Source organism: Chryseobacterium sp. C2(2020) (genome assembly GCF_014218915.1).
Classification (GTDB): domain Bacteria; phylum Bacteroidota; class Bacteroidia; order Flavobacteriales; family Weeksellaceae; genus Chryseobacterium; species Chryseobacterium mucoviscidosis.
On sequence record NZ_JACLCT010000002.1, the window covers coordinates 102,794 to 128,326 of the forward strand.

Sequence of the window (25,533 nt, forward strand, 5' to 3'; positions counted from 1 at the left end):
ATATATTTACAATTGTAAAAAAATATGATAATGAAAAACAAATTTATTTCAGTAATAAGTCTGGGTATTGTATTTATTTGTAATGCACAAGTTGGAATTAATACAAGCAATCCTGCAAGCACACTCGACATTAAAGGATCTTTTGCAACACCTTACAAAGCCGTAACGGCAACCACCTATTCATTATTAAATTCAGATCACTATTTAGACTACAGAGGAACCTCTGCTGCTGTGTGGACTCTTCCGGCAGCTTTAGCATCACCGGCAACTTTCGGAGGAAGAATCTATGAAATCCGTAACGGAAGTAATTTTGATGTAACAATTAATCTTAGTGGTACGGAAAAAATAGATGTTTCCACCACAGCGGTCAATCAGTCTGGTTTTACGATTCCCGCAGGATATTATGCAACTGTTAAAAATACAGGGCTCACCTCCGGAACAACCTGGGTTGTAACACTTCTTACCACAGGCAATAGCAGTTCTGCAAATTCTACAGGTTTCAGTACATCAATTTTAGGGTACATTCCTGTTAAAACTTCTCAGAGAGCGGTTCCGGCAACCTTTGGAGGAGTTTCCGTTACAGAAAGAGGATGTAAAAAATGGTCCGGAACAGGAGCAAATGGTCATACATATTGCGCTTATCAGTTGGGAGGTGCAAAAAACTTCTACGACACATTTACTTTTGCAAAACAAGTGGGAGGATATATTTCTACAATTACTTCCAATGCGGAAAGAACATTTATTTACAACAATCTTTTATCAAATACAACAGGCTACTCGCTTAATAACAGCATCTGGATAGGCTATAACAAGGTGGCGTATCCCGGTAACAGCAATCAGTTCACATGGATCACCGGAGAAGACTGGACGATCGACTGGACGACCTCTCCAAATTCAACCCCGCAAAACTTCTTTGCAACCGGGGAACCCAACAACAGCGGAGGAACGGAAGGCTCATGCCATATTTTCCCAACTTCCGTCAACAGTTCAAGACAATGGAATGATCTTACAGGAAGTCTTACGGTAAGCGGAGGTGTGAGTTTTGATCAGGTTATTTTAGAATTTAATGAAGACTAAACAATAAAACATAAATTAAACATGAAAAATAAAATTATAACTATAAGCTTTTTATTGTCCATTTTTTCGATAGTGAATAGTCAGGTAGGTATTAATACCAATACTCCCGGAAGTACCTTAGATGTTAAAGGATCTTTTGCTACTCCTTATAAACAGAGTACAGCCACTTCATATAGTTTTTTATCTACTGACGAATATCTGGATTATAGAGGAACCGCCGCTGCAACATGGTCTCTTCCTGCAGCCGTAGCCTCACCTGCTACATTTGGCGGCAGAGTGTACGAAATAAGAAACGGAAGTGCTTTCGATGTTACGATTACCCCTAATGGTACTGAAAAAATAGATGTTTCCAATGTAGCAACAGCTCAGGCAAGTTTCACGATTCCTGCAGGCTACTATGCTGTAATTAAAAATACAGGGGCAACTTCGGGCACAACCTGGGTAGTATCTTTGCTTACTTCAGGAAACTCCTCATCATCTGGTTCAGCAGGATTCAGTACATCTATTTTGGGATACGTTCCTGTGAAAACTTCACAAAGAGCTGTTCCTGCAACATTCGGAGGGGTAAGTGTTTCAGAAAGAGGATGCAAGAAATGGTCAGGAACAGGTTCCAACGGACATACTTACTGTGCTTATCAGCTTGGAGGGGGCAAAAACTTTTATGATACTTTTACTTTTGCGAAGCAGGTAGGAGGATATGTGGTTACCATTACTTCCAATGCAGAAAGAACATATATTAATACCAATATTTTAGCAAACACAACAGGTTACAATCTTAATAACAATATCTGGATCGGATATAACAAAGTGGCTTATCCTGGAAACTCCACAGAATTTACATGGATCACAGGTGAAGACTGGACGATTGACTGGACGACTTCTCCAAACTCAACCCCTCAAAGTTTCTTTGCAAGCGGTGAACCTAATAATAGTGGAGGAACAGAGGGATCCTGCCATATTTACAGTACATCAGGTAATGCCTCAAGACAATGGAACGACTTAATAGGAACCTCTACTACATTTAATTTGAGTGCTTTTGATCAGGTTATTTTAGAATTTAATGAAGATTAAAAACTGAAAATTCTGAATTCACAACTTTATTAAATTCACCAAAAATAAAAGGCTGTCTCAAAACAGAGAACAGCCTTTTTTATATCTAAATATGAGTTTACTTAAAACTTCAAATCTCCATTCACTTCTCTTACTGCATTCGCAGCTTCAGCAAATTTCAATTGCTCTTCCGCAGTAAGCGTTACGTTTACGATTTTTTCCACACCGTTTGCTCCGATAATGGCAGGAACACCAAGGCAGATATCATTTTGTCCGTATTCACCTTCAAGCATTAAAGAACAAGGGATCATTTTTTTCTGGTCGCAAGCAATTGCCTGAACCATTACAGAAACTGCTGCTCCCGGAGCGTACCAAGCTGAAGTTCCTAATAATTTGGTAAGCGTTGCACCTCCTACTTTGGTTTCTTCAATAACGTATTTCTGCTGTTCTGCGTCTAAGAATTCTGTTACAGGTACTCCGTTTCTTGTTGCTTTGCTTAATAGAGGAAGCATTCCGGTATCACTGTGAGCAGCGATTACCATTCCGTCTACGTCAGAGATCGGAGCTTCTAACGCTTCAGCCAATCTGTATTTGAATCTTGCAGAATCTAATGCTCCACCCATTCCGATGATTTTGTGCTTAGGAAGACCTGAAGTCTTGTGTACCAGATAAGCCATTGTATCCATTGGGTTAGAAACCACGATAATGATTACTTCCGGAGAATGTTTTACTAAGTTTTCTGTAACTTCTTTTACGATTCCCGCGTTGATTCCGATTAGCTCTTCTCTCGTCATTCCCGGTTTTCTTGGAATCCCTGAAGTAATAACCGCTACATGAGAACCTGCAGTTTTGCTGTAATCTCCTGTTGTTCCGGTAATTTTTGTATCAAATCCGTTAAGCGATGCTGTCTGCATCAAATCCATTGCTTTACCTTCTGCGAAACCTTCTTTAATGTCTACTAAAACTACTTCTGAACAGAAGTTTTTCATTGCGATGTATTCTGCACAGCTTGCTCCTACAGCGCCTGCACCTACTACAGTTACTTTCATAATATACTTAATTTATTGTTTTTTAATGGTATTATGGAACTTTACAGTTTCATAATATAACTTTTAAAATTTATTTATCTGAATTGTTTATCCACATTTGGTTTACAAATGAGAACTCCCAAATTTAATAATTCCTGAAAAATTGGGCAATCTTTCAGGAATTTAATTATCTTTAAAAGTGATATTTATATTTTAAATCGCTATTAATGAACGTTTAGAAGAAATGCATACAGTTTTTTAGCTCCAGATAAAACTTCATCGTAATTTTTTTCAGAAACTTCGCGATCCAGAACTTCTTTGAAATTCTTCCACATAGATCCTGTATTTTCGCGGTAACAGCCGAAGAAATTGAAAGTAACATCATCAAATCCTTCTGTTTTGGAAAGCTGTTTTGCAATAACATTTCCTCCCAGGGTAGAACCTTCGATCACATACATTGCTCCCAAAGCTTCATTTTCACTGGAAAAACTCAATTCTTCAGTAGCCTTTTGATGATCGAGATCCAGACTTTTAAGATCCTGCTCAATTAAAGGAAGTTTTTTTCTTTCCTCAAGCTGAAGTTTTTCTGAGAATTTTTCAGAAAGACGGCTGAAAATTTTATCCTCGGAATGAAGAAGCATAAGATAATTTCTGCCAATGATCTTTTTATAATCTTCCAGTGTAAAAGTTCTGTCGAATATTTTTTTAGAGTTAAAAAGTTTTTCTGCGGCATCGTGAAATTCTGCCGTATTTTGTTTTAGATATTCAGATACCATACCGGAATTTTAAAGTAAATTTTTAATTAAGGTTTTTTAAAGGTGAGGATGAAAGTAGTTCCGTTTTTACTGCTTTCGTAATCTACGCTTCCGCCAAGTCTCTGCATTATTCTGTGTACGATGGATAGCCCTACTCCGTTTCCTTTAAACTTCTTCGCATTATCCATCCTGTTGAAAATTTTAAACATTTTATGCTTATTTGCTTCAGGAATTCCGATTCCGTTGTCTGTAATTCTGTAGACTACCGTGTCTTCTTCTTCCGTTCCGCCGATAATTACTTTCGGTTTTTCCTGATGGGAAGAATATTTTATGGCGTTATTGATGATGTTTAAAAATACCTGATGAAGCATTGTTTTATCGGCAAAAACATCGGGACAATCATTAATGACCACTTCGCTTTCTGAAGTATCAAACGTTATTTTAGCATTTTCAGAGATCTTCGCGATGGTTTGTGCCGTCTGTAACCTTTCGAGTTCTATTTCGCTGTGTTTGGCACGGCTCAACTGGAGTACATCATGCATCATTTCCGCCATATTGTCGATTTCCTCGATGATGGAATTGATTTTGTTTCTGCTTTTGTCTGAACCGTCTGTAAGACTTTTCAGAAGCATTTGGGCGTTCAGTTTCATTACCGTAAGCGGAGTTCCCAAATCGTGGGAAATCGTATAAGAGAAACTATCCAGTTCTTCGTTTACTTTTTTAAGCTCATCATTAAGCCTTTTAATGGTAATGTAATTTTTATGTGACGTTTCAAGGATCAGATCACGAACTGCCTGTAATGCGGCAACGTTTCTGGAGTTCCATCTTTTAGAATTTCCTTTGATGTCCTCGGTAAAGATCTGGAAAGACGTTCTTGGAGAAACCACCTGTGTCTGTTCTCCGTTTTTCACAATCACATCTATTTTCTTTTCAGGATTTCCTGCCCAGTCGATGTGTTCATCAAATTCTTTACGGAACCAGATCAGCAGATTATTTTTAGATTTTTCAATAAAATAAAAAGCCACTCCTGCACATTTTTCGTCAAGACCAATTTCTTCTCCATGGTCTTTCAGAAAACTTCTGCTGAGATAGATATTTTCGTCTATATTTTTGTGCGCCCACTGTATGAGATTTTCAATAATACTCTCATCGGGCGTTTCTCCTTCCGTAACGATTTTTTCATCTGCTACAATTGCCAGTCCGTCTGCTTCGGGAAGATCTTTTATTTCAGATTTATTCTCAATTAAAGAATCAAAAAGATTGTTGTATTTTAAGAATTCTTCTTTTAATCGGGAACATTTTTCATTAAGATACAGCCGGTATTCCAGTTCTTTTTTTGATCTGAATGACGAGTAGGCATTGGACGCCAAAGCCGTAAAAATTCCTGCCTGAACACGGTCTTCAAGATCAATGTGTTTCGGTTCGGAATTCTGGCAGGTAACCAGTCCCCAAAGATAATCATCAATAATAATAGATATACTGAAACTGGAAGACGCTCCTGAATTTTTAATGTACTGCGCATGAATAGGCGACATTCCGCGAGATCCGGAATAAGTAAGATCTATTATTTCATCAGATTTACTGTATATAGGAATGGTCTCCGAATGAACGTTGCTGAAAATTCTTTTTCTTTTTTTAAGATAAAGTTCTCTTGCCTGTCTCGGAATGTCGGATTCCGGATAATGAAGACCGAGATAGCTCTCTATGTTTTCATCTCTTTTCTCAGCGATTACTTTTCCGGAGCCGTCCATCATGAATTTGTAAATCATCATTCGGTCGTAATTCACGATTTTTGAGAGGGTATTTAAAAGCTGATCCCAAATTTCCTGCTCATCTTCAATAATGTAGAAATTATCGTATTTGTTGGAAATTCTTTTATTGGGATTAATGATCACTTTTTCAAATTCAAGGAAAATTTTCCCTTTGCTTCTGAAAACTGAGAAATGATACTCTATTCCATCAATAAAGATCTTGTCAAAATATGTTTCGTTTTCTCTTCTGGTAAAGTCGGCTAAAGAGTTGTATATCTCAGATTCTATAATGCTTTTAAAGCTTTCCGGAAAGTCCGTAAGCTTCTTATCAAAAAGCATATTTGCATTTTCGATATTAAATATATCCTCAATATTCTTACTAAAAAAAGCTATGGAATGAGACCCTGCATCAATGCCAATCAGATAACCAAAACTTTGTATGTAGCCCGGAATATGGATAGGCTCCTCATGACACTCAACAAAATTCATATAATATTTTGACCTATCAAATATACGACTTTTTTTATCCATTCGGATTTTTTCTCTATAAACGCATACCACAAAAAGTTATAAAATTTCAGCAGAATATGGGTTTTAAAGAATATTTTTCTCTGTTCATCGGATATAGAGAAAATTTAAAACCAACACTATCATAATTATCGTTAACTAAATTTAACCATAAATCGTTATAAATTTTCCCAATTAGTATAAATCCGGAAAATCTACCTAAAAACGCATCAAAACACTTTTATTTTTACAGAAAAAAAACATATCCTCGATTATAAATATTTAAAATCAGGGATATGTTTAAATTATTGGGGCTTTTCTACTCCTGGGAAATTTCAGTTCGTTGAAAATAAATTCCTGTAGTTATACTTCTTTTTCGAAATAAAGCATATAATATTTTCCGTTTTCATCTTCTCCCTGAGCGAGTTTCTGTCTGTCGCCGTGGATGTAGATGTGGAAGTTTTTGTCTAATTTAATAATGCTTTTAAAATGTCTCTGCGTTTTCTTTACTGCGGCTTCACTAATGGGAAATTCTTCCGCAATGTTAATCTGCATATCCTGTTCGTAATCGGTTTTAAAGTTGTTGAAACTTTCTATGACGTGTTCGTCGCCCAAAACTTCGGCAGCAAATTCATCAAGCTTAAATTCTTCCTTTTCTTTGAAAAAATTGATCGATTTATTTAAAAAATCTGCCTGATCTGCTTTGGAAACTTCAAATTCCTGAGGCAATTGCTTCGTGATGTAATCTTTATACACCATTAAAGCTTCCTGCGTATGAAAATATTCGTCGTCGCGCTGTTTTACCTTTAAAAAATCTTCGAACCAGTAATACATATTCCCGTTTTTGTTGTTATCCACAACAGAAAGTACGTATCCCGTTTCTTTATCGTTGTTATAGATTAACGCCGCTTTATCTATTTTAGACAAACCGATTCCCTGATCTTTTTCGATGTCGAAAGTTTCGTCATTGGGAGCAATTTTAAGGAAAGATTCTCTTTTTTCGGTCTTAAAAATTCCGATCTTGTCTACTCTTTCTGTTCCTTCTCTTTCGTCCTCGAAATATACAATGAACAATTCTCCGCCCTGAACTCTTGGGTTTTCAGCGGCTTCGAAAAGATGTTTGGCGATGTTTTCAGATTCCCAGAGGAATTTTGACTTGTCATCAAAAATCTCGGAAACAGAACTGTACACCGGATTATTCACCAGATAAGAATCACTGTAAAAATGGAAGGTTTCTTCTGATTTAAAGGAACCTAAGAAGTAATTTTCCAGCAGTTCCGCCATTCCTTCTTCCAACTGCAATTCTTCCTGAGAAAGCGTTAAAGATTCTCCGTTGATTTTATTTCCGACTCTATGTACTACGATTTTTGAAAACATTTCCTGAATATTTTTGGACTGCAAAGATATTAATTAAATCAGACAATCGCGAGGATTTCCATAATGATAAATATGCTATCATTATGATAAGATTTTGAAGGATTTTTAAAATCAAAACAAATAAACAAAACATTAATAATCAATACTTTAAATTAAATTAAAATTCAAAGGCATTTCTTTGGCAGCATCATTCTCAAAACATAAGAATATGGACTTAAAAACTTTGAACAGAATTGATAAGCTGAGAAGATTAAAAAGCAGAGGACCGCAAACTCCGAAGTGGCTGAAACCGTATCATCTTCTGATTGTCGCATTTTTGGCAGTTTTCACTTTTGGAGCATTTATTAAAATTTTAGAACTTAATCAACAATAATATGAACTATTTAGAAGCTGCACAGGAAATCAAAGAAGTGATTCCCGAGATTGAAAATGAGCTGAAACAAAACAGAAAACAAAATTCCTACAGTGTCATTCAGACGTTTACAGACAATATTAAAGACAGAATTAAGCAAAATGACCGGAATATTCTGTTTCTATGCCTGAAAAAAATGGATGATATTTACAGAAAGGGAGATGCCGTACTTAAAAATGCTGTGGAACATACGTTTATTTATTCACTGGACAATTCTACCGTTTTATGCAGTGAGGAGTACCGAAAAATGATCTTTAGTCATATTTCCAAGGATCTTCAGACGGTCTATTCCAGACAAATCTACAACCACGGTATCTGAGTTTATTACATTTTTTGAAGATCTTGTTACAAATGCACTAAAATTTAAAAATAAAAACCTCATTAAAAATCAACTGTTTATGAAATCTAAAATAAGAAGAATTTCCGACTGGAAAACGCTTCAAACCACCACTAACAGACACAATATTGAAATTCTGGCAACGCACATCGCTGTAATTGTAGGAGTTTTTGTTTTTGCAGCCATTCTGTAAACTTTGGTACAGTTTTCGCCGCAATAGAAAGTGTTACGAAAAATATTAATTATGATGAATGTACGGATGCAAACTATTAATCAAAAAATAGCGAGTGAGTATTTAAAATTTTTCTATCCACCCCTTCGCACAGAAATTACCCAATTGTCTTCACAGGATAATTTTGCCGGGATTATGCAGGCGACCATTAATTATCTTAAAAAGCTTCTTCACGAATCTAAAGTGAATATCATTGCCCATCACATCAAACTGATGGAAATGATCTATAAAGGAGGAGATTCTTATGTGAAAGATATGATCGAAAATCTTTTTGTGCGGTCTTTTGAAAGCTTTAAAAAGCACGCTAAGATTTCCCACTGGAAACTTCTTTACCAATATATGCCCGTCACTTTTCAGGTGATCTACAACGATCAGCGAAAGCAGGACAAGATCTTTTTTGGGAAATAAATTAATTTTTAAACACAGTTTCGGCGAAGCCAAAGGCTTCGCCGAAACTTTTTAATTCTTCTTTAAAAAAGTCTGTTTTACCGTTTGAAGTTCTTTGTCGTTCATCTTTGAAGATTTCTTCAGTTTGGCTACAAAAACATCTACTTCTTCAGCAGTTGACGGACAGCCCAGATTTTCGTTTTTATCGTTGAAAGAATCTGCAAGAACTTCCCCTTTCGGATTCAAAACGAGCCAGAACGGAAGTCCGGCTTCTTTGCCTTTGTATTTTTCCATCAATACTTCCCCACCCGGATTTTCAAGCTTTTTCTTTTCGCCCATTTCCTGAATATCTATATAGGCAGTAACAAATTTTTTATCAAAAATCGGCTTTGTTTCCGGTAGATTCATATTCTTTTCCATGACGTGACACCATTTGCACCATGAAGCGTGAAACATCAGCAAAACATTTTTATTTTTGGATTTAGCTTCGGTAAGCGCTTTGTTTAAGACGACATCCGCTTTTTCCTGAGCAAAATGTAACTGGAATAATAATAAGCCTAAAAATAAGAGGATTTTAGAAATTTTCATTTTGGATCTGATTTAATTTCTACGAATGTAAACATTTTCTCTGTGCTTTAAAATATTCAGGCAAAAAATTAAATTACCTCCAATTCTTTTATTTTTGTAAACAAATATTTTAAATGAAGTGGAAAAGTACAATCTTCCTACTTTTTACAGTTATCTTTTGTGAAGCGCAGATTTCCGAAAAAGTAAAAATGTTAGCCAAACCTTTAGATACAATACAGTATGCAGAATCTTCACACATCGGAATCGGTGGTGAAAGGAGTAAACTGTATGATGATTTCAGAAAATTAGCAAAAAAATGCTACCAATGATGAGCTTTTTTATCTGGCAAAAAACGGAAGCAATTCTTTAAGATTATATTCCGGAAAAGAACTTTTTAAAAGAAACGATAAACGATTTCTTGAAATCTATCAATATTATAACAATCATCCTGTATTAATGAAATATGTAAACGGCTGTGTCGTAAAAAAAGATAATATTGCGACCCATTTGATGGATGAAATCTATGCAGCAAAGGAAATTATTTCCATTCGAGATTCTATTTCAAAAGAAAAAACAGATAATTTTACTAAAGCTCAACTGAAAAGCATTAATAATGAAGGCTATAAAACCTTGAAAATAAGAAGTGTAGAATATTTTTTGAATAAAATTAAAAATATTGATTCCGGAAAATAATTTCCGGAAAGCAAAAATCCCTTCGCATAAAAGAAGGGATTTTACCTGATTTTTCATTTATCAAACATTGCTTATTAAAATTAATTATATGAACAATTACTCTTATTTAAGGTAATATTTTTTCCACTTGGTAATTGTATTACGACTTATTTTAAAGTAGTTGGCTAATTGTGTGTTATTCAAATTATTTTCTCTTTGGTAACGAAGAATTTCTAATATAGTATCTACATCATAAGATTTGTGCTTTTGGTTGAATGAGTTTACTTCTTTATCACTAAACCCAACAATAAGCCGATTAAGTTCAATAATATCTAATACTGACAACCATTTTTTCTGTAAAATACGCGTACATTTTTCACTTTTTTGATTCTGATATTTCATTTCGATCATATCATAATAAATTTTTTTAAAATCAGGTCGTGTCATTTCTATTTTTTATATTTTGTAATCCATTTATATAAGGTTGTTTTAGGAATTTTATATTCTTCTATAACCTGATGTTTCGTTTTCCTATTATTCTCAATCAGCTCTAATATAAATTCTATAATTTCTTTAGTATATATGTTTTTTCTAAATTGCGGAAGTACAGTATTTTTAGGCTTTATAATTCTATTTTCTCTGCATGGGGGAGCATATAGAATTAAATGCTGTGAATAGAGCCTAAAAAAATCGTATTCCAGAAGCTTACTCCACTTCAAAATAATTTCAGATCCCAGACTTTTGGACTGATACATTTTCTGAATTTCGTCTTCTGAACAATCTAAAAAATTACAGATACGCAGTATTTCTATTTTGCTTTCAGCTACCTTTTTTGCGATGAGATTTCCTATGTGAATATCTTTAAAATTCATATACTTTTAAATTTCTATGATGCACTTTCAATTATATATTACGCTAGTATTGATATTTCTGTCTATAGAAAAATTAAAATAAATAATGTAAAATTAGTTCAGCCTTTGAGCCGTGAAATAAAAATAAATATTAGTAGCATCTCTTGTAGCAAAATAAGTTATCTGATACCATTCACCTGTTGAAAAAGTTAACATCGCGTTTACATACTCATTATTACCACCTGCTCCGGATTGCACAGAAAAACTATCATTCCCATCAACTCTATAAGAATATGTATCTGCTGGCAAAACACTATTAGCACCAGCAACAAATTGATCATTTGTGGACAAAGCCGATATAGAATATGTAACAGATGTACTTTTCGTATTAAACAAAACCGGAGCGATAGAACCTGCAGAAAAAGGTGTTTCCATAAAGTCTAATCTTAAGCCATTTATAACAATATATTTAGATTGTACAGTAGATGTTTGAAAATCGTACGAAACTTGCTCAGAGACATTAATTATTGATCCGGTTGCATTTGTAGCTTTTTTTCTTGCATTTGTAGGGGAATTTGTGAAAAAGGATGTCGCATTAACAGTAGCTGCAAAAGACTGTGTTTCGCCAATAGAAAAAGTATTACCGGCTCCAACTACTGCGGTACACCCTGAAGCACCAAATATACCCGGAATATCAAAGCTAGCTGTAGATGGAGAGGAGCCACTTGGAGTACCTGTAATATCATAAATCAACATTCCATCTCCAACGGCTAATGTACCTGCTCTCAGTGTTGCTGTTAAGCCAGTGACTCCTGTTGAAGATATTGGAGTCCCACTTCCATATGATGCTCCATTACCTCCTGTGTATGCAACTGACATGGAACCAATGTAAGGAGAGCCTGCTACATAAGTTTTAGGAGAAAGCACAGTACTAAGACAATTTATTGATGATATGCCTGGAGCCACTGATGAGGAATTTTTTATATTTCTCCACTCTGTTCCATTCCAAAAATAATATCCTTTTTCTAATGTGCTTCCAGAATTAAAAACCAGCAATCCTTCTGGTTGGTTGGCAACATTATTATCTCCATCTCCATTCAAATCTTGTGTGCTTGAAGTTAAATTAACTCTGGGAATAAGAATTCCTTTATCTGAAGATGACATATCTAAGATAGAATTTGTATTTGGCGCATTTGTACCTATACCTATATTATTATTTGTACCATTAATCACAAAAGTGTTAGTATCAAAGTTTACATTATCAGTAATACCCACAGTTCTTCCAGATCCTATTATACCATTATTCTCATAAATATTGGTAGCTCCCAATTTTGTCCATACGCTCCCATTCCAATAGTGAAATCCTTTTGTAAAAGTTCCTGCATCTGCTATCAGATATACTAATTGTCCGTTGGTACTTCCACTGGTAGCCAAAGAGTTTACTCTTGGAACCAAAATACCATCGTTTGCACTTACTGCTCCAGGTATCGAATTCCCTAAAGAGCCTGTATCATTCTTTCCTCTTATATCTAATGTTGCCTGTGGAGAAGAAGTATTAATACCAACATTTCCAACCTGGCTCAACGTTTTTATACCAATAAAAAATAATGATAATGGAAGTAATTTTAATTTTTTCATTCTTGTTTTTTATATTTGTTTCTATTTATGCTTTTTAGCGAGTTCTTTGAGTTCGTCAATTTGTATTTGCTGTTCTTTTATTGCATTAATTAAGATTGGAATTAAAGAGGAATAGCTTACTGAGTAATAACCATCCTTATCTGTAAATACGGCATCAGGTAAAACGTTAAGTACTTCTTGTGCTATTACTCCATATTCTTTGCGTGGATCGCTGGCATTTTTTTTAAATCTGTAAGAATATCCGGTTAATTGCAAAATTTTAGAAAGGCTATTTTCTTCTTTTACAATATCCTGTTTCAGTCTTTTATCAGAATTTACAGATCCTCCTGTTCCATTGAAGCTAAAAGTTTTACCATTACTGGAAATTGTAAGAGTATTGGAAGAGGCATTATCCACAACAATTCTCGCAGATTGGGTGTTGTCTGGAGAATAAATATCTAAGTCCCCTCCATTTCTAATAGCTATTGCGGTTCCTCCCGAGTTTGCAATCACTAAACCGTTATCACTTCCCAACGAAGAAAAATCATTGGTACCTAAACCAAATCTACCCCAGGCAACCACATTAGGTTGGGATGCATCTGCACCACCTGGATTATCTCGAAAATGAAAGGTATTATCTTTATATCCTATAAAATCTTCTGAAGAAGCGCCTGTAGCATCTTTAAAAGTGATGTAGTTATTATCATCAGCATAAGTAGGATCTATTGAAAAGGCTCCATTCCCCAATGCAATTCCTCCGTTTATCATTAATCTATGAATAGGATTGGTTTCATTTACTCCTACATTTCCGTTCGCTAAAATAGTAATCCGCTCCGTTGCATTAGTATGCAAAGATAAAGACGTAGATTCCAAATTCTGAATTGAAGCAGCTCCAGTAGAAGAAACACCAATCTTTAAACCATCTGTAGCAAGTGCTCCTACCTGTCCGTTTGTGAATTGTTCATAAGTATCTGTAATGCCAAGTCTGTGTATCTGTAATGCATTATTAACTGCAGCGTTTCCTACTCCTATTCCTACATTACCTAAAGTGGCCGTATTGGCATCAATTCTCATATGCTCCAAACCATTAACACCTAAGCGTAAAGATGCATTAGTACCATTATTTGTAGTAATGTAGGGTCCATTATTAGTTGCTGATACTCCAAAAGCTATTCTTTGTGTAGAACTTCCAATTCTTGCGATATCTGCATTAGAAAAATTAGTACGGACATCTAATTGGCTATTCGGAGTTGTAGTTCCTATTCCTACATTACCTGCGTCAGTCATAACAAACTCACTAAAAGCTGCTCTGGTTGTTGTTCCGTCTGCATTGGTTACCAACTCTATTCTAGGCGGAGTAGCACTGCTGTTATTTATCCATGCGTCAGCAGTTGTATCTGCCCTCGCGGGAATGAGTATCGGAGTCCATACGGCTCCGTTCCAATAGTGGAATCCTTTTGTGAATGCTCCTGCATCTGCTACTAAATATACTAATTGTCCATTGATGCTTCCATCGATAGCCAGAGAGTTTACTCTCGGAACTAAGATACCATCATTGGCACTTACAGCTCCCGGTACTGCTACTCCTGAAGAACCTGTATCATTTTTTCCCCTGATATCAAATGTTGCCTGTGGAAAAGAAGTATTAATCCCAATATTTCCAACCTGACTAAACAACTTGATACCAGTAAGCATTAATGATAACAGCAGGACTCTAATTTTTTTCATTTCTTTAAATATTTTAAATGGTTATATTAAAAAAGGCTGAGCTTTTTTATCGTAATAAATGTGGTAATGGCGGCATAGAAAGTATTCTAAATATCTAATGATTACTTATAAAACCGGATAATAAAATAATCCGGTTTCACTTTTCATCATTTAGTTAATTATTTAGAATCATATTAGGTTTATCATTTATGTTTTTATAAAAGACAAAGTAAGAGATTTAACAAAAAGCCATCAATAATCAATATTGATTGTTTTTTATAACTAATATTAATTAACCCTATATCATTAATAGTAATTACATTATTTTAAATGTTTAAATTTTAGTTTTGTAAAAAAATCATAATATGAAGATTTTATTATTTGACGATCACACATTATTTGTGCAATCTTTTAAAATCCTTTTGGAAAGTAATTTTTCTGTTCAGCATGAAGTATTCGGATGTACAAGCATAGAAGAAGTGAATGCATGTATGGAAGGACAAAAAATTGATTTGATTTTTACAGATTACCTAATACCGGGACTGGATATCTTCCATATTATTAATCAATGGAAAAAAGAAAATGAATTTATAAAGATTGTAGTACTCAGTAGTATAAACAGCTCAAATTTGATTGCAAGATTGTTGCTTAATAGTGCAGACGGCTTTTTATCCAAATCTGCATCCCAAGATGAAATTTATAAATGTATCAATTACATAAACAATAATAAAAAATATGTCTGCAAAAACTTGGAATCGGATGTTATGCAATATTTACTGTTAAAAGAAAATAATATTTTCAGCCAGAGAGAACTGGAAATCATCGAACTTATTAAACAAGGCAAATCAATCAAAGACAAAGCAAAAATTCTAAACCTGAGCGAAAATACAATTATTACACACAGAAGAAATATTATGCAAAAAGCGGACGTAAAATTTGTAACAGAGCTTTTGGCTAAATTGGGAGATTTCGGTTTGTAATTTAATGTCTATTTTTATGATGAAAAACTATTTTTTTTTCCTTTATCTCTTTTTTTTCGGTCACTTCTTTTCTCAGAATTTTGGATCTGTTGAGGATGTAAAATCTTTTAAACAAAGTGAAAAAATTGATAAGATGACCAAACCTGAATTACTGAAGGTGATAAATCAATTAGAAAAATTTAAAACCAAAGAACAATATAAAAATACTGATAACCTAAATAAAATTATCATTCTCAGTACTCTTGCAGATTGCTATGATTTTGTACAGAATGAAAGAATGCAAGATAAATACAACAAAGAAATTATATCCTTGTACGAAAAAAGCACAGAACTGATGGTAAATAACAAGACCGATGACTGGGATACCTATTATTCTAATGCTCTTATGCAGTATGCTAATTCTTTATGTAAAAAAACGCAAGATTTAAAAAGTATAAGTACTATTCTTTACAAGCTGAAAAAAGTAGTGATGAAAGAAAAAAAAGAAAGCGCCAGTCTGAATTACTATGCATTAGAAGGCAATATATTTTATCAGGCTAAACTTTTTAAAGAATCTGTAAAATCCTATCAAAAAGCGATTGCTTTTTATAAAAAATCAAGCTATAGGGGTAAAATTCCAAATTATCACGAAACTATCTTAAATAATATTTCCAATTCAGTATTAGATCTGGTGCTAAATAATGATAATTTAAAAAAAGAAGAAAAACTAAAATACTTAAGCATTATTGATTCTAATACAAAAGAAATAGAAAGTTTACATTACCAAGAAGCCAATATGCTTAGAACTTATTTTGCACAAGCCTACTCAGAATATCTAAAAGAGGATTACCAAAATGCAGAAAGATTTATTGAAAAATCACTAAAGCAAAAAAAAGAAGGAAGATTCATTATCACAGAAGATTATGTATTTGCCAAAATGGTTAAAGTTATGATTCTTATTAAACGGAAAAAATACGACTTAATTCCCAATCTAAAATATGAAATAGAGGAATCAAAACCTTTTAAAGATATTATTTCAGTAGACAGCAACTTTAAAAACAATTTGGCTCAGTATTACAAAGTCGTCTCAGAATATGAAAAAGACCGTAATAATTTTCGGGAAGCTTATCGTATAAAAGTAAAAGAAATTGAGATTATAAAGCAAGACAGAAATGAAAAACTAAATGTACAATTCAGAGAACTGGAGAAAAAATACAATATCTCTAAAAAGAATGAACAGATTGCAGAATTAAATGTAAAAAAAAAGAATTTAACCATTACTCTTATCTTCTTGTGGAATCTGATTATGATAAGTACAGTCTTCATATTTTTCTATATTCGAAAGAAGAAAAGACAATCTCAAAAATTAGCTCAACATCTTAAAAATATCACAGAAAACGAAATTCATAAAATTCATTATGCAAAACAAGCGGCTGTTAATGAATTAAAGAAGACATTTTCTTTGCAACTACATACAGATATTGGATCTTCGTTAATAGCAACGGCTAATTTTCTAAAAGTAAAACGAAAGCTGGAACCTGATGTAAAAGCACTAAAATTATGGGAGTCTTTGGAAAAAGAATTGCAAAAAATTTACGCAATCATCCGTAATGAGAGTCACAAAATCTATGAAAGCTGTCGTAATAGTGATTTTTTAGAAGAATTAGAAAAAAGTATTCAATTAATTTTCGTGAATTCAAAAATTATTAATCTTCAAACCCAATTTGATCTTAATACTCAAATAGAACTATTTCCGGAAACAAAAGTTTTTATTCTAATGATGATTAAAGAAGGTTGCACAAATATTATAAAGTATTCTACCGCCCAAAATGTATTCATCAAAATAAATAATGATGAAAATTTCATCTACATAGAAGTAAAAGATGATGGTAAAAAGAAGTTTTTTTCAGATAAGCGCAAACAAGGAATAGGACTTCAAACGTTAAAAGAGACTATTGAAAATCTTAACGGTAAATTTTCAATTTCCAAAACAGAATCTGGGTTCAGCATCAATGCCAATATGCCTTACTCATTAAAATAACTGGAAAAATATAACAGATAGCATCCAGAATTGGATTCGGCATGTAATAAAAAACCGCCCTGAACATTCGTTTAAGGCGGTTTTAAATTATTTTGTTTTTAAATAATTATTTCACTTCTTCTAATATAATAACTACTATAAATCAAATAGTTATATTTTTATGGTACAAATATGGTACAAAAAAGTTATTCTTTATTTATGTATTAAATATTTACACATAAAAACCTTCTCAACTAATGGGAGATATTATAATTTACAATCTAACCAATATTATAATTTTTTTGACTTAGAACAGTATTTTATAAATAATCTTTTTTATTGATTTATTTTATAATAAACTTTGTATTCAGATCGCCAGTTTTCAAAATATAAATACCCTTAGGAAGATCTGTAAGAATAATTGTATTATCTTTTTGAAATGGATTTTCAATTGTCTGTACTAATTGACCAGTCATATTATAAATCAAAGCAATTTTATATTGTCCTAGATTTTTTCCGCCTAACACATAAATCTTATTATCTTTTACGGGATTAGGAACGATCACAAGACTTTTTGACAAATCTACATCTGCAACTCCCATATAAGCACCCCAAATTAAAGCGACGAACTCAGGACGATCGATGTATGGATTTCTATTACCTTGGTAAGTGAATGCCGCATTATTTCTTGCTATCTCAAAAGGAGAAACAGGATCTAAATTATTCCACTCGAGTAATTGTTTTAATTCCCATGTCTGTAAGCCAGGGTAGGCTGTACTACCTAATATGTTTCCGCTGCTGAAACCTGATAGCTGCGTCTCGTATCTGGTTACAAAATATAATATCATTCTGGCAATATCACCTTTAAACTCATCAATTGGTTCAAAAACAGTCCCCGCATAACCTGCAGATACTGAACTTCCCAGTTTAGAACCGTTTAGTGATGTAAATGAGGTTGATCCTACTTTTCCAAAAGGATAATTTGATCGCATTCCGTTGACTTTTCCGTCAGTAGGTGTAACAAAATGGACATCAGATCTCATCGGTAAATTCTGATTAAATAAACTTTGCGGTACGACATGTTCTCGGTTGTAACAGTCTCCTTCAACACTATAATTTCCACATTGTTTGACTCCATGATTATAAATATATGGATCTGTTCCTGTCGGATTTTCAGAATACATATCCATTACAGTTCCATCATTTTCGTAGAAATAATCCCTATCTGTGCTTTGAAAAGCTGTCAGCAAATTGCCATAGCCATTATCTTGGTGGCCGTTGGTAATGATAGTTTTCAACTTTGACTTTAAAGAAGCTCCTGATAATCCCGCAGTGCCATCATAATAGTTTGACGGAGCCTGTCCATAAACAGAATTTAATACAAGGCTTACCAAAAGAGTTAGTACAAGTTTTTTCATTTTGATTTAAATAAAGGGTTAATATTATGGTTTAAAAAATTTGTTGATAATTTGTCATTTTCCGTCATTATGAGTGTGTGTTTTTTCCGAAGGATGCGAATGAATCTTAACATATTTGATATTAAAATTGTATACCTGATGAATTACCAAAAGGAGCATAAAAAGAAGCCAGCCAACAATAAAAAAAAGATCTTGAGAAGTAAGCCTGTGCTTACCTCTTCGAATAATTTTTCTTCTAAAACGTCGTTTAAATCCCATGTTCTAAATTAGAAGGTTATCTGATAATTAATCCCAAAAGTATTGCTATGACCATTCTTTTGATAAAGAGGGGCAAGCATAGAGACAGATTTTTTGTTTTTATTAGCTGATAAAAACATATTGATTTTCGGAAATAGCCAATAAGCTAATTCGGTTGAAAGTATTCCTACCCCAGCGCCCGCTACTACATCTGTTACCCAGTGTTTGTTATTAATAACTCTGTAAACACTTGTGAATATTGCAAATGGATATCCTGATAAACTGAGCCAATAATTACTGTCTCTATATTCTCTATACATAAACTGCGCTGTTGAAAAAGCAATTGCTGCATGCCCAGACGGAAAAGACATATTGTTGGATTTATCTGGGCGTTCTTCTCCAATTAAATATTTTGAAGGTATTACGATTGCTGTCGATATTAGCTGCGATGTTGCAAGAATAATTGTTCTTTCTCTTAAATTATGCTTGCCTTTCAAACCTGAAATATTAAATCCATAAACCATCACGGCAGGTATGAATTGGGTATAATTATCCAATGTAGAATTATGAAGATTATGGTCTTTTACTTCTTTTCGTACTCCTGCATCAAATTCTTTCATTTTAGGAATAGCGAAACTCATCGCTCCTATGGATATTAAACTTGTAGGGGCTATAAGTCTCTTATAACTAAAATTATTTTCAGGTTTTTGGACAGCAATCGTATCCCCAATTTTTTCACTTACTGTTAAGCTATCCTGTGCTAAAGCCAAATTGCATACTAGCATAAAAAAAAGAACTGGAATCTTATTTATAATATTGATTATCATTGCATTAATTGAAAAATTAGAGTAAATAGTTTTGTTGAATATTTTCAATAAACAACCTGTTCTCGGTTTGAGAACTTTATTTTAATTGATATTTGTTGGAACTTTTCTTAAGTGATTAGTGAAATTAGAATGCTATGTTATTTTTATTTGAAATTCATTCGTTGGATGCGTACAGCATTTAGAATTGCAATCAATGCAACACCTACATCTGCAAAAACAGCTTCCCACATTGTTGCCAATCCTCCGGCTCCAAGAATTAAAACAATTGCTTTGACCACAAATGCTAAAATGATGTTCTGCCAGACAATTCTTTTAGTTTTTTTGCCAATGTTAATAGCCATTGGTATTTTTGAAGGTTTATCATCTTGAATCACGACATCAGCAGTCTCAATGGTCGCATCACTCCCTAAGCCGCCCATGGCAATACCGACATCACTTAAAGCAACCACTGGGGCATCATTAACACCGTCACCAACAAATGCAACGCTCTCATTTTTGGATTTTATTTCTTTCACCTTGTTCACTTTATCCTCAGGAAGAAGGTCACCGAAAGCGTTGTCAATTCCTATTTGTTCTGCGACATATTTTACAACGCTTGTTTTGTCACCACTAAGCATTGTTGCCTTTACATTTAAATTATGTAACAGTTCTAAAGTTTTTTTAGCATCGTCTTTAATACTATCAGCGATAGTTATGTAGCCTGCAAATTTTTTATCATAAGCAATTGCAATAACGGTGTAAACAATTTTTGAAGGATCAACATCATATTGAATATTGAACTTATCCATAAGCTTGAAATTCCCTACGAGTATATCCTTACCGTTGATTACAGCTTTAAGACCATGACCTGCAATTTCCTCAGAATTCTCAACATTAATTGATGTATCCAAATCGCCAACATATTCGTGGATAGCAGTTGCCACAGGATGGGTACTCTTGCTCTCTACAACATTAACCATCTTAAGGATTTCATTTTTATCAAATTCTGATTTAATATCGACTTCCTGAACTTTAAATACTCCTTCCGTCATAGTACCGGTTTTATCCATCACAACATTTTTTATTTCGGCAATCTTATCTAGAAAATTACTGCCTTTAAATAAAATTCCGTTTCGACTTGCTGCACCAATACCTCCAAAATACCCTAAAGGAATTGAAATGACTAAAGCACAAGGACAAGAAATTACCAGAAAGATCAAAGCTCTGTATAACCAATCTCTAAAAATATAATTATCGACAAAAAAATATGGAATAAGACATATCAGTACTGCTAACACAACAACAATCGGAGTATAAACTCTTGCAAATCTTCTTATAAACAGCTCCGTAGGTGCCTTCTGCGCAGTCGCATTTTGAACCAATTCTAAAATCTTACTGAGTTTACTGTCCTCATAAGCTGTATTGATTTTTACCAAAGCAACACTATTCATATTAATCATCCCTGCAAGAACAGTCTCTCCTTTATTTTTTGTATCAGGTTTACTTTCGCCGGTTAGTGCTGCCGTATTAAAAGATGCTGAATCTGAAATAAGCTCTCCATCCAAAGCAAGTTTTTCTCCAGGTTTTAACTGTATGGTTTGCCCTATCTCTGCATTGGAAGCTTTAATAGTTTTTGTTTCGTTATTTTCAATAATTGTCACCTCATCCGGTCTTTGATCAAGAAGAGCTTTAATATTACTTTTTGCTCTTGTTACTGCTAGTGTTTGAAAAACTTCCCCTACAGCATAAAATAACATAACAGCTACACCTTCAGGATATTCACCAATTATAAAAGCTCCTATAGTTGCGATACTCATCAAAAAGAATTCAGAGAAAACATCACCATCCTTAATGCTTTCAAAAGCTTCTTTTAAAACAGGAAGCCCGACAGGGGCATAAGCTGCTGCATACCAAACAATACGAATCCAATCTTTAAACCAGTCTGGTTTAAAATAATTATCTAACGCAATTCCCAACAGAAGCAATAACAATGAAACTATTGCGGGAAGGAACATCTGAAAGGTACTCTTATCACTATTGTCATGATCGTGGTTATGTCCATCGTCATCGGAATGATGCTGTACTTCTTTCTTTACATTTGTTGAACAACAGCCATTATCCTCAACAATGAGTTTTTTGGCTCCTGCATCCTTATAAATCTTGCCTTCCTGAGGCGTACAGCAAAGCTGGTTACCTTGCTCATCGTAAGTGTGTTGATGTTTCATAGAAGTATATTTTAAGTGATTTTTAATTTTTTATTTTAAATTTTTACTTTGCTCCTTCTTTGCAATCCAGTTTTTATACCATTTGAATTTATTCAGGCTTAATACAAAAAGGGTGAGAACAGTTGCTAAAAATGACAATAAAAACATATTTAAGGCAAGAGCCGCTCCAATAGCTGACGCTGCCCATAGTGCTGTAGATGTTGTTAATCCCTGCATATTGCTTGATTTATCTTTTAATGCTAATCCAGCACTTATAAATCCAAGTCCTGCCGGAATTGCTGCAAGCATTCTGGCTATCGCTGATTTATCATCTGTAAGATGAGAGGCAACCGCAACAAAAAGACAAGATGCCAAGCAAAGAATAGCAAACGTTCGTATACCGGCATCTTTATGAGCTGCTTCTCTTTCATAACCTATAATGCTGCCGAATAATATAGATAGCAGCAATTTGCCTGAAAGAATAAGTTCAAATTTTATATCCATGTTGTATCTAACATTACTTGATTATTTTTGTTTCAAACCTTGATTTTTATAGAGATAATATGCAGTTTGATAATTTGCGACAGCCTTGTTAATATACTGATCAGAAAAAATCTTTGGTATCTGTTGATTTTGCGTTTTATTATATAAATAAGCTTCCACTTTCTGCTGAGGGCTCAATATCACAAGTTTATCGTTTTCCATATATCCCAACTTTTGATAGGTACTTACAAAAATTCTAGGAATATAATTGTCGCTCAAAACATTCTTACCATAAAGGTTACTTCTGTAGTTCCATCCCATTAAATCAAATAAAGTTGGATAAAGATCAATTTGTGAACACATTTTTTCAATTTTTAAAGAGTTTTGGTTCGGAAGATTTATAATCATTGCTGGGATATGATATTTGGAAATATCAATTTCATTTTTACCTGCGCTACTTGCGCAGTGATCAGCTACAATCACAAATACTGTATTTTTAAACCACGGCTTACTTCTAGCTTTTTTAAAGAATTGTCCGATAGCATAATCTGTATATTTTATTGCACCTTCCCTACCCGAACCGGATGGTATATCAATTTTGCCATCAGGATATGTAAACGGACGGTGATTGGAAGTGGTCATCACAAAATCATAAAAAGATTTTCCTTGTTTATATTTCTGGTCTGCCTGTTTAATCACTTGATTGTATAAATCTTCGTCACAAATCCCCCATGCATTTTCAAACGTAATTTCTTTCTGGTTGATCGGCGTCCTCAATGCCTGATAGTTTTCTTTTGCCAAAGGATTTCTCTTCTTATCTATAATATCATATCCGTTATTTCCAAAATATTTATTCATATTATCAAAATATCCATCTCCTCCATAAATAAATGTGTTATCGTAACCTTGTGCACTAAAAATTGAGCCTATAGTTGTAAGATGATCATTATCTTCTCTTCTGACAATACTGTTGCCTGGCGTTGGTGGGACAGCTAACGACAAAGCCTCCATTCCACGCACTGTTCTGGTTCCTGTAGCATACATTTGTGAGAATAAAATGCCACCGCCGGCTAAAGAATCTAAATTTGGAGTAAGCCCTTGTTTATTCCCGAAAGTACCCATAAAGTCCGCGCTGAAACTTTCCATTGTTATCATTATAACATTTGGCTTTATAAGATTTTGTTTGCTGGATATTTTTCGTTCTATAGAAAGGTTATTTGAGAAAAATCTTTGATTATCGTTCAAATCAGTTCTAACTATTTTAAAAGCGCTTTCGTTATCAATTAGTTTGTAAAAATGATCGTAATTGATTTCATTGTTTTTATAGGCGGAGAAAAACGAATAAATTCCTGCCTTAGAAATTTCATTTTGATAACGATTGACACTTTTATCTGCTAAACTATTACTGATAAACAAAGAGTATATTATGGTAAGGCAGAAAAATCCTAAAAAAACAATTAGTCTAACCGAAAATTTATGTTGTCCGTTAAATGAAAAAAAGAATATTTTGCTTTTGTAAAACAAAATAAATATTAAGGTCATAAGCAGAAGTATCGATGATATCAAAACGGGTAAAGGGTAAGACTCATTTATGTTATTAATAACTTCGTAAGTATATACCAAATAATCTACAGCAATAAAATTAAATCGGCTCTCAAACTCCTGCCAAAATGTAACCTCGGCAAAAAATGAAAATAAATGTATAAGAAGAAAAATAATAAAAGTGCTGTAGGTAATAATTTTATTGAATAAAGACCTTATGTATTTCTGAGGAAAAATCAATAGATAAAAACTGTATGGTAGCAGAAAGAATAATCCAACTCCAAAGTCAAACAAAAATCCCAGAAGAAAAATTTTCATTATAGGTAACAGAGATAAATCAGCCTTTTGAAAACTGACTGCTAAAAATCCAAATCGGAGAAGTAAAGACGATACCAGATAAAATAAAAAAGAATAAACCAGTAATGTGTAATTGCCCCAATAGTTTTGTTTTAATTTCATATATCTAAATATTTGAAATGATTAATTGCGTAAAAAAATACGTAAGTATGTAATTCATCTTGAATAGACCCAGATTTTTATAATTCATAGTCTATTTGATGTTTTAGAAATTTTCCCATTTACTTATTTCATCTATTAATGCAAGATGGCACAACTGCTATTATAGATGAACCTCCCCCTCTTGGTGCCCTTCAGTTTCAATTTGGAATGTAGTATGGCTAATTTTAAATTCAGAGGTGGCTTTATCTGACAAATTTTTCAAAAGTTTATTGAGATCTTCCTGATGGTCGGCTACTACGTGGGAACTCATCGCATTAACGCCGGAAGTCAATGACCAAACGTGGAGATCATGAAGTTTAATAACTCCTTTTACAGATTCCAAAGAATTTCTAAGCTCTTCTATATTGACATCTTTTGGAGTTCCTTCTAATAAAACATTCACAGCTTCTTTCAAGAGCTTCCAGGTTCTCGGAAATATTAATAACCCTATCACAGCGGAAATAAGGGGATCAGCATAATACCATCCTGTCGTCAACATAATAACTCCGGCAATCATTACTCCTACTGAGGTAAGCGCGTCAGAAAGAACCTCAAAGTAGGCACCCTTCATATTTAGGCTTTCACCTGAATCTTTTCTAATAATCATGATTCCGATAATATTCACCAGCAAGCCTATTCCGGCAACGATCATCATAGCTGTGCTCTGTACTTCAGGGGGATTTTTGAACCTTTGCCATGCTTCAAACAATACATATACAGAAATTCCCAACAGAACTACCGCATTGATTACTGCCGCCAGAATTTCTGTTCGGTAATAGCCGAATGTTTTCTGTGCATCGGCTTTTCTTTCACCAATTTTGATTGCTATAAAAGCAAGGAATAATCCGACCACATCAGTAAGCATATGAGCTGCATCGGCAAGTAGCGCAAGACTTTTAGTAGCTAAACCGCCAATAACTTCGGCAATCATATAAGTGCCACTTAAACATAAGACAATTAAAAGATTTCTTTTATGTTTTGCAGAAGCCGAAATATTTTTATTCTGATCGTTCATAACACTAAGATTTGTATTAGATTA

25 protein-coding genes are annotated in these 25,533 nt (G+C 33.8%); 10 read left to right on the top strand and 15 right to left on the bottom strand.

Going from position 1 to position 25,533, the window contains the following annotated elements:
• Window positions 1-30 precede the first annotated feature (30 nt).
• Together H6W52_RS01810 and H6W52_RS01815 are read left to right on the top strand one after the other, a co-directional pair.
• Window positions 31-1,077, top strand: coding sequence for a hypothetical protein (locus H6W52_RS01810; RefSeq protein ID WP_116096120.1), 1,047 nt, complete (start codon window positions 31-33; stop codon window positions 1,075-1,077).
• A gap of 21 nt (window positions 1,078-1,098) precedes the next feature.
• Window positions 1,099-2,148: a C-type lectin domain-containing protein gene (locus H6W52_RS01815; protein ID WP_123891930.1), complete on the top strand. Its 1,050-nt coding sequence runs from the start codon at window positions 1,099-1,101 to the stop codon at window positions 2,146-2,148.
• A gap of 101 nt (window positions 2,149-2,249) precedes the next feature.
• Here H6W52_RS01815 and H6W52_RS01820 read toward each other — a convergent pair whose 3' ends face one another.
• The 4 genes from H6W52_RS01820 to H6W52_RS01835 all read right to left on the bottom strand — a co-directional run bounded on the left by H6W52_RS01820 (window position 2,250) and on the right by H6W52_RS01835 (window position 7,545).
• A complete protein-coding gene (locus H6W52_RS01820) occupies window positions 2,250-3,176 on the bottom strand; it encodes a malate dehydrogenase (protein WP_029294870.1) in 927 nt (308 codons plus the stop codon).
• Window positions 3,177-3,379: 203 nt separating this feature from the next.
• On the bottom strand, window positions 3,380-3,931 hold the full coding sequence (locus H6W52_RS01825; RefSeq protein WP_087709151.1) for a biliverdin-producing heme oxygenase: 552 nt from the start codon (window positions 3,929-3,931) through the stop codon (window positions 3,380-3,382).
• A gap of 26 nt (window positions 3,932-3,957) precedes the next feature.
• The gene (locus tag H6W52_RS01830) at window positions 3,958-6,150 is read right to left on the bottom strand and encodes an ATP-binding protein (protein ID WP_116096118.1); all 2,193 of its coding nucleotides are present in this window, start codon (window positions 6,148-6,150) and stop codon (window positions 3,958-3,960) included.
• A 381-nt stretch (window positions 6,151-6,531) separates the two neighbouring features.
• A complete protein-coding gene (locus H6W52_RS01835) occupies window positions 6,532-7,545 on the bottom strand; it encodes a nucleoid-associated protein (RefSeq protein WP_116096116.1) in 1,014 nt (337 codons plus the stop codon).
• 208 nt (window positions 7,546-7,753) lie between these two features.
• Here H6W52_RS01835 and H6W52_RS01840 point away from each other — a divergent pair, with 208 nt between their 5' ends.
• The 4 genes from H6W52_RS01840 (at window position 7,754) to H6W52_RS01850 (ending at window position 8,934) form a co-directional block, all read left to right on the top strand.
• Window positions 7,754-7,918: a hypothetical protein gene (locus H6W52_RS01840; RefSeq protein ID WP_165762972.1), complete on the top strand. Its 165-nt coding sequence runs from the start codon at window positions 7,754-7,756 to the stop codon at window positions 7,916-7,918.
• A 1-nt stretch (window position 7,919) separates the two neighbouring features.
• The gene (locus H6W52_RS01845) at window positions 7,920-8,276 is read left to right on the top strand and encodes a hypothetical protein (RefSeq protein ID WP_116096114.1); all 357 of its coding nucleotides are present in this window, start codon (window positions 7,920-7,922) and stop codon (window positions 8,274-8,276) included.
• Between the two features lie 79 nt (window positions 8,277-8,355).
• Entirely contained in the window at window positions 8,356-8,487 is a 132-nt protein-coding gene (locus H6W52_RS21305; RefSeq protein WP_256041157.1) for a hypothetical protein, read from the top strand.
• A gap of 51 nt (window positions 8,488-8,538) precedes the next feature.
• Window positions 8,539-8,934 carry a hypothetical protein gene (locus H6W52_RS01850; protein WP_076395499.1) on the top strand — a complete coding sequence of 132 codons (396 nt, stop codon included), beginning with the start codon at window positions 8,539-8,541 and terminating at the stop codon, window positions 8,932-8,934.
• Window positions 8,935-8,985: 51 nt separating this feature from the next.
• Here the strand turns inward: H6W52_RS01850 and H6W52_RS01855 are convergent, their stop codons facing one another.
• Window positions 8,986-9,501 (bottom strand): thioredoxin family protein, encoded by a 516-nt coding sequence (locus tag H6W52_RS01855; RefSeq protein ID WP_116096112.1) that lies wholly within the window; start codon window positions 9,499-9,501, stop codon window positions 8,986-8,988.
• 113 nt (window positions 9,502-9,614) lie between these two features.
• Between H6W52_RS01855 and H6W52_RS01860 the strand changes: the two genes are divergently transcribed.
• Window positions 9,615-9,809, top strand: a complete 195-nt coding sequence (locus H6W52_RS01860; protein WP_116096110.1) for a hypothetical protein — start codon at window positions 9,615-9,617, stop codon at window positions 9,807-9,809.
• Window positions 9,810-9,936: 127 nt separating this feature from the next.
• Entirely contained in the window at window positions 9,937-10,173 is a 237-nt protein-coding gene (locus H6W52_RS01865; protein ID WP_116096108.1) for a hypothetical protein, read from the top strand.
• 102 nt (window positions 10,174-10,275) lie between these two features.
• Here the strand turns inward: H6W52_RS01865 and H6W52_RS01870 are convergent, their stop codons facing one another.
• From H6W52_RS01870 to H6W52_RS01885, 4 genes are all read right to left on the bottom strand, one after another.
• Window positions 10,276-10,599 carry a helix-turn-helix domain-containing protein gene (locus H6W52_RS01870; RefSeq protein ID WP_116096106.1) on the bottom strand — a complete coding sequence of 108 codons (324 nt, stop codon included), beginning with the start codon at window positions 10,597-10,599 and terminating at the stop codon, window positions 10,276-10,278.
• Between the two features lie 2 nt (window positions 10,600-10,601).
• Window positions 10,602-11,024: a transposase gene (locus H6W52_RS01875; RefSeq protein WP_116096104.1), complete on the bottom strand. Its 423-nt coding sequence runs from the start codon at window positions 11,022-11,024 to the stop codon at window positions 10,602-10,604.
• A 93-nt stretch (window positions 11,025-11,117) separates the two neighbouring features.
• On the bottom strand, window positions 11,118-12,641 hold the full coding sequence (locus H6W52_RS01880; RefSeq protein ID WP_116096102.1) for a hypothetical protein: 1,524 nt from the start codon (window positions 12,639-12,641) through the stop codon (window positions 11,118-11,120).
• 21 nt (window positions 12,642-12,662) lie between these two features.
• Window positions 12,663-14,297, bottom strand: a complete 1,635-nt coding sequence (locus tag H6W52_RS01885) for a tail fiber domain-containing protein (protein WP_185216394.1) — start codon at window positions 14,295-14,297, stop codon at window positions 12,663-12,665.
• A gap of 395 nt (window positions 14,298-14,692) precedes the next feature.
• On the opposite strand from H6W52_RS01885, the gene H6W52_RS01890 reads away from it, so the two are divergent.
• On the top strand, window positions 14,693-15,307 hold the full coding sequence (locus H6W52_RS01890) for a response regulator (protein WP_116096098.1): 615 nt from the start codon (window positions 14,693-14,695) through the stop codon (window positions 15,305-15,307).
• Between the two features lie 16 nt (window positions 15,308-15,323).
• On the top strand, window positions 15,324-17,327 hold the full coding sequence (locus H6W52_RS01895; protein ID WP_116096096.1) for a sensor histidine kinase: 2,004 nt from the start codon (window positions 15,324-15,326) through the stop codon (window positions 17,325-17,327).
• Between the two features lie 323 nt (window positions 17,328-17,650).
• On the opposite strand, the gene H6W52_RS01900 is transcribed toward H6W52_RS01895, so the two are convergent.
• The 6 genes from H6W52_RS01900 to H6W52_RS01925 all read right to left on the bottom strand — a co-directional run bounded on the left by H6W52_RS01900 (window position 17,651) and on the right by H6W52_RS01925 (window position 25,509).
• The gene (locus H6W52_RS01900; RefSeq protein ID WP_002977387.1) at window positions 17,651-18,724 is read right to left on the bottom strand and encodes an endonuclease; all 1,074 of its coding nucleotides are present in this window, start codon (window positions 18,722-18,724) and stop codon (window positions 17,651-17,653) included.
• 266 nt (window positions 18,725-18,990) lie between these two features.
• On the bottom strand, window positions 18,991-19,788 hold the full coding sequence (locus H6W52_RS01905; protein ID WP_002977383.1) for a phosphatase PAP2 family protein: 798 nt from the start codon (window positions 19,786-19,788) through the stop codon (window positions 18,991-18,993).
• A gap of 143 nt (window positions 19,789-19,931) precedes the next feature.
• A complete protein-coding gene (locus H6W52_RS01910; RefSeq protein WP_002977380.1) occupies window positions 19,932-21,992 on the bottom strand; it encodes a heavy metal translocating P-type ATPase in 2,061 nt (686 codons plus the stop codon).
• 30 nt (window positions 21,993-22,022) lie between these two features.
• On the bottom strand, window positions 22,023-22,475 hold the full coding sequence (locus H6W52_RS01915) for an MgtC/SapB family protein (protein ID WP_002977378.1): 453 nt from the start codon (window positions 22,473-22,475) through the stop codon (window positions 22,023-22,025).
• A 21-nt stretch (window positions 22,476-22,496) separates the two neighbouring features.
• Window positions 22,497-24,455, bottom strand: coding sequence for an LTA synthase family protein (locus tag H6W52_RS01920; RefSeq protein ID WP_002977376.1), 1,959 nt, complete (start codon window positions 24,453-24,455; stop codon window positions 22,497-22,499).
• Between the two features lie 160 nt (window positions 24,456-24,615).
• The gene (locus H6W52_RS01925; protein ID WP_002977374.1) at window positions 24,616-25,509 is read right to left on the bottom strand and encodes a cation diffusion facilitator family transporter; all 894 of its coding nucleotides are present in this window, start codon (window positions 25,507-25,509) and stop codon (window positions 24,616-24,618) included.
• Between the last annotated feature and the right edge of the window lie 24 nt (window positions 25,510-25,533).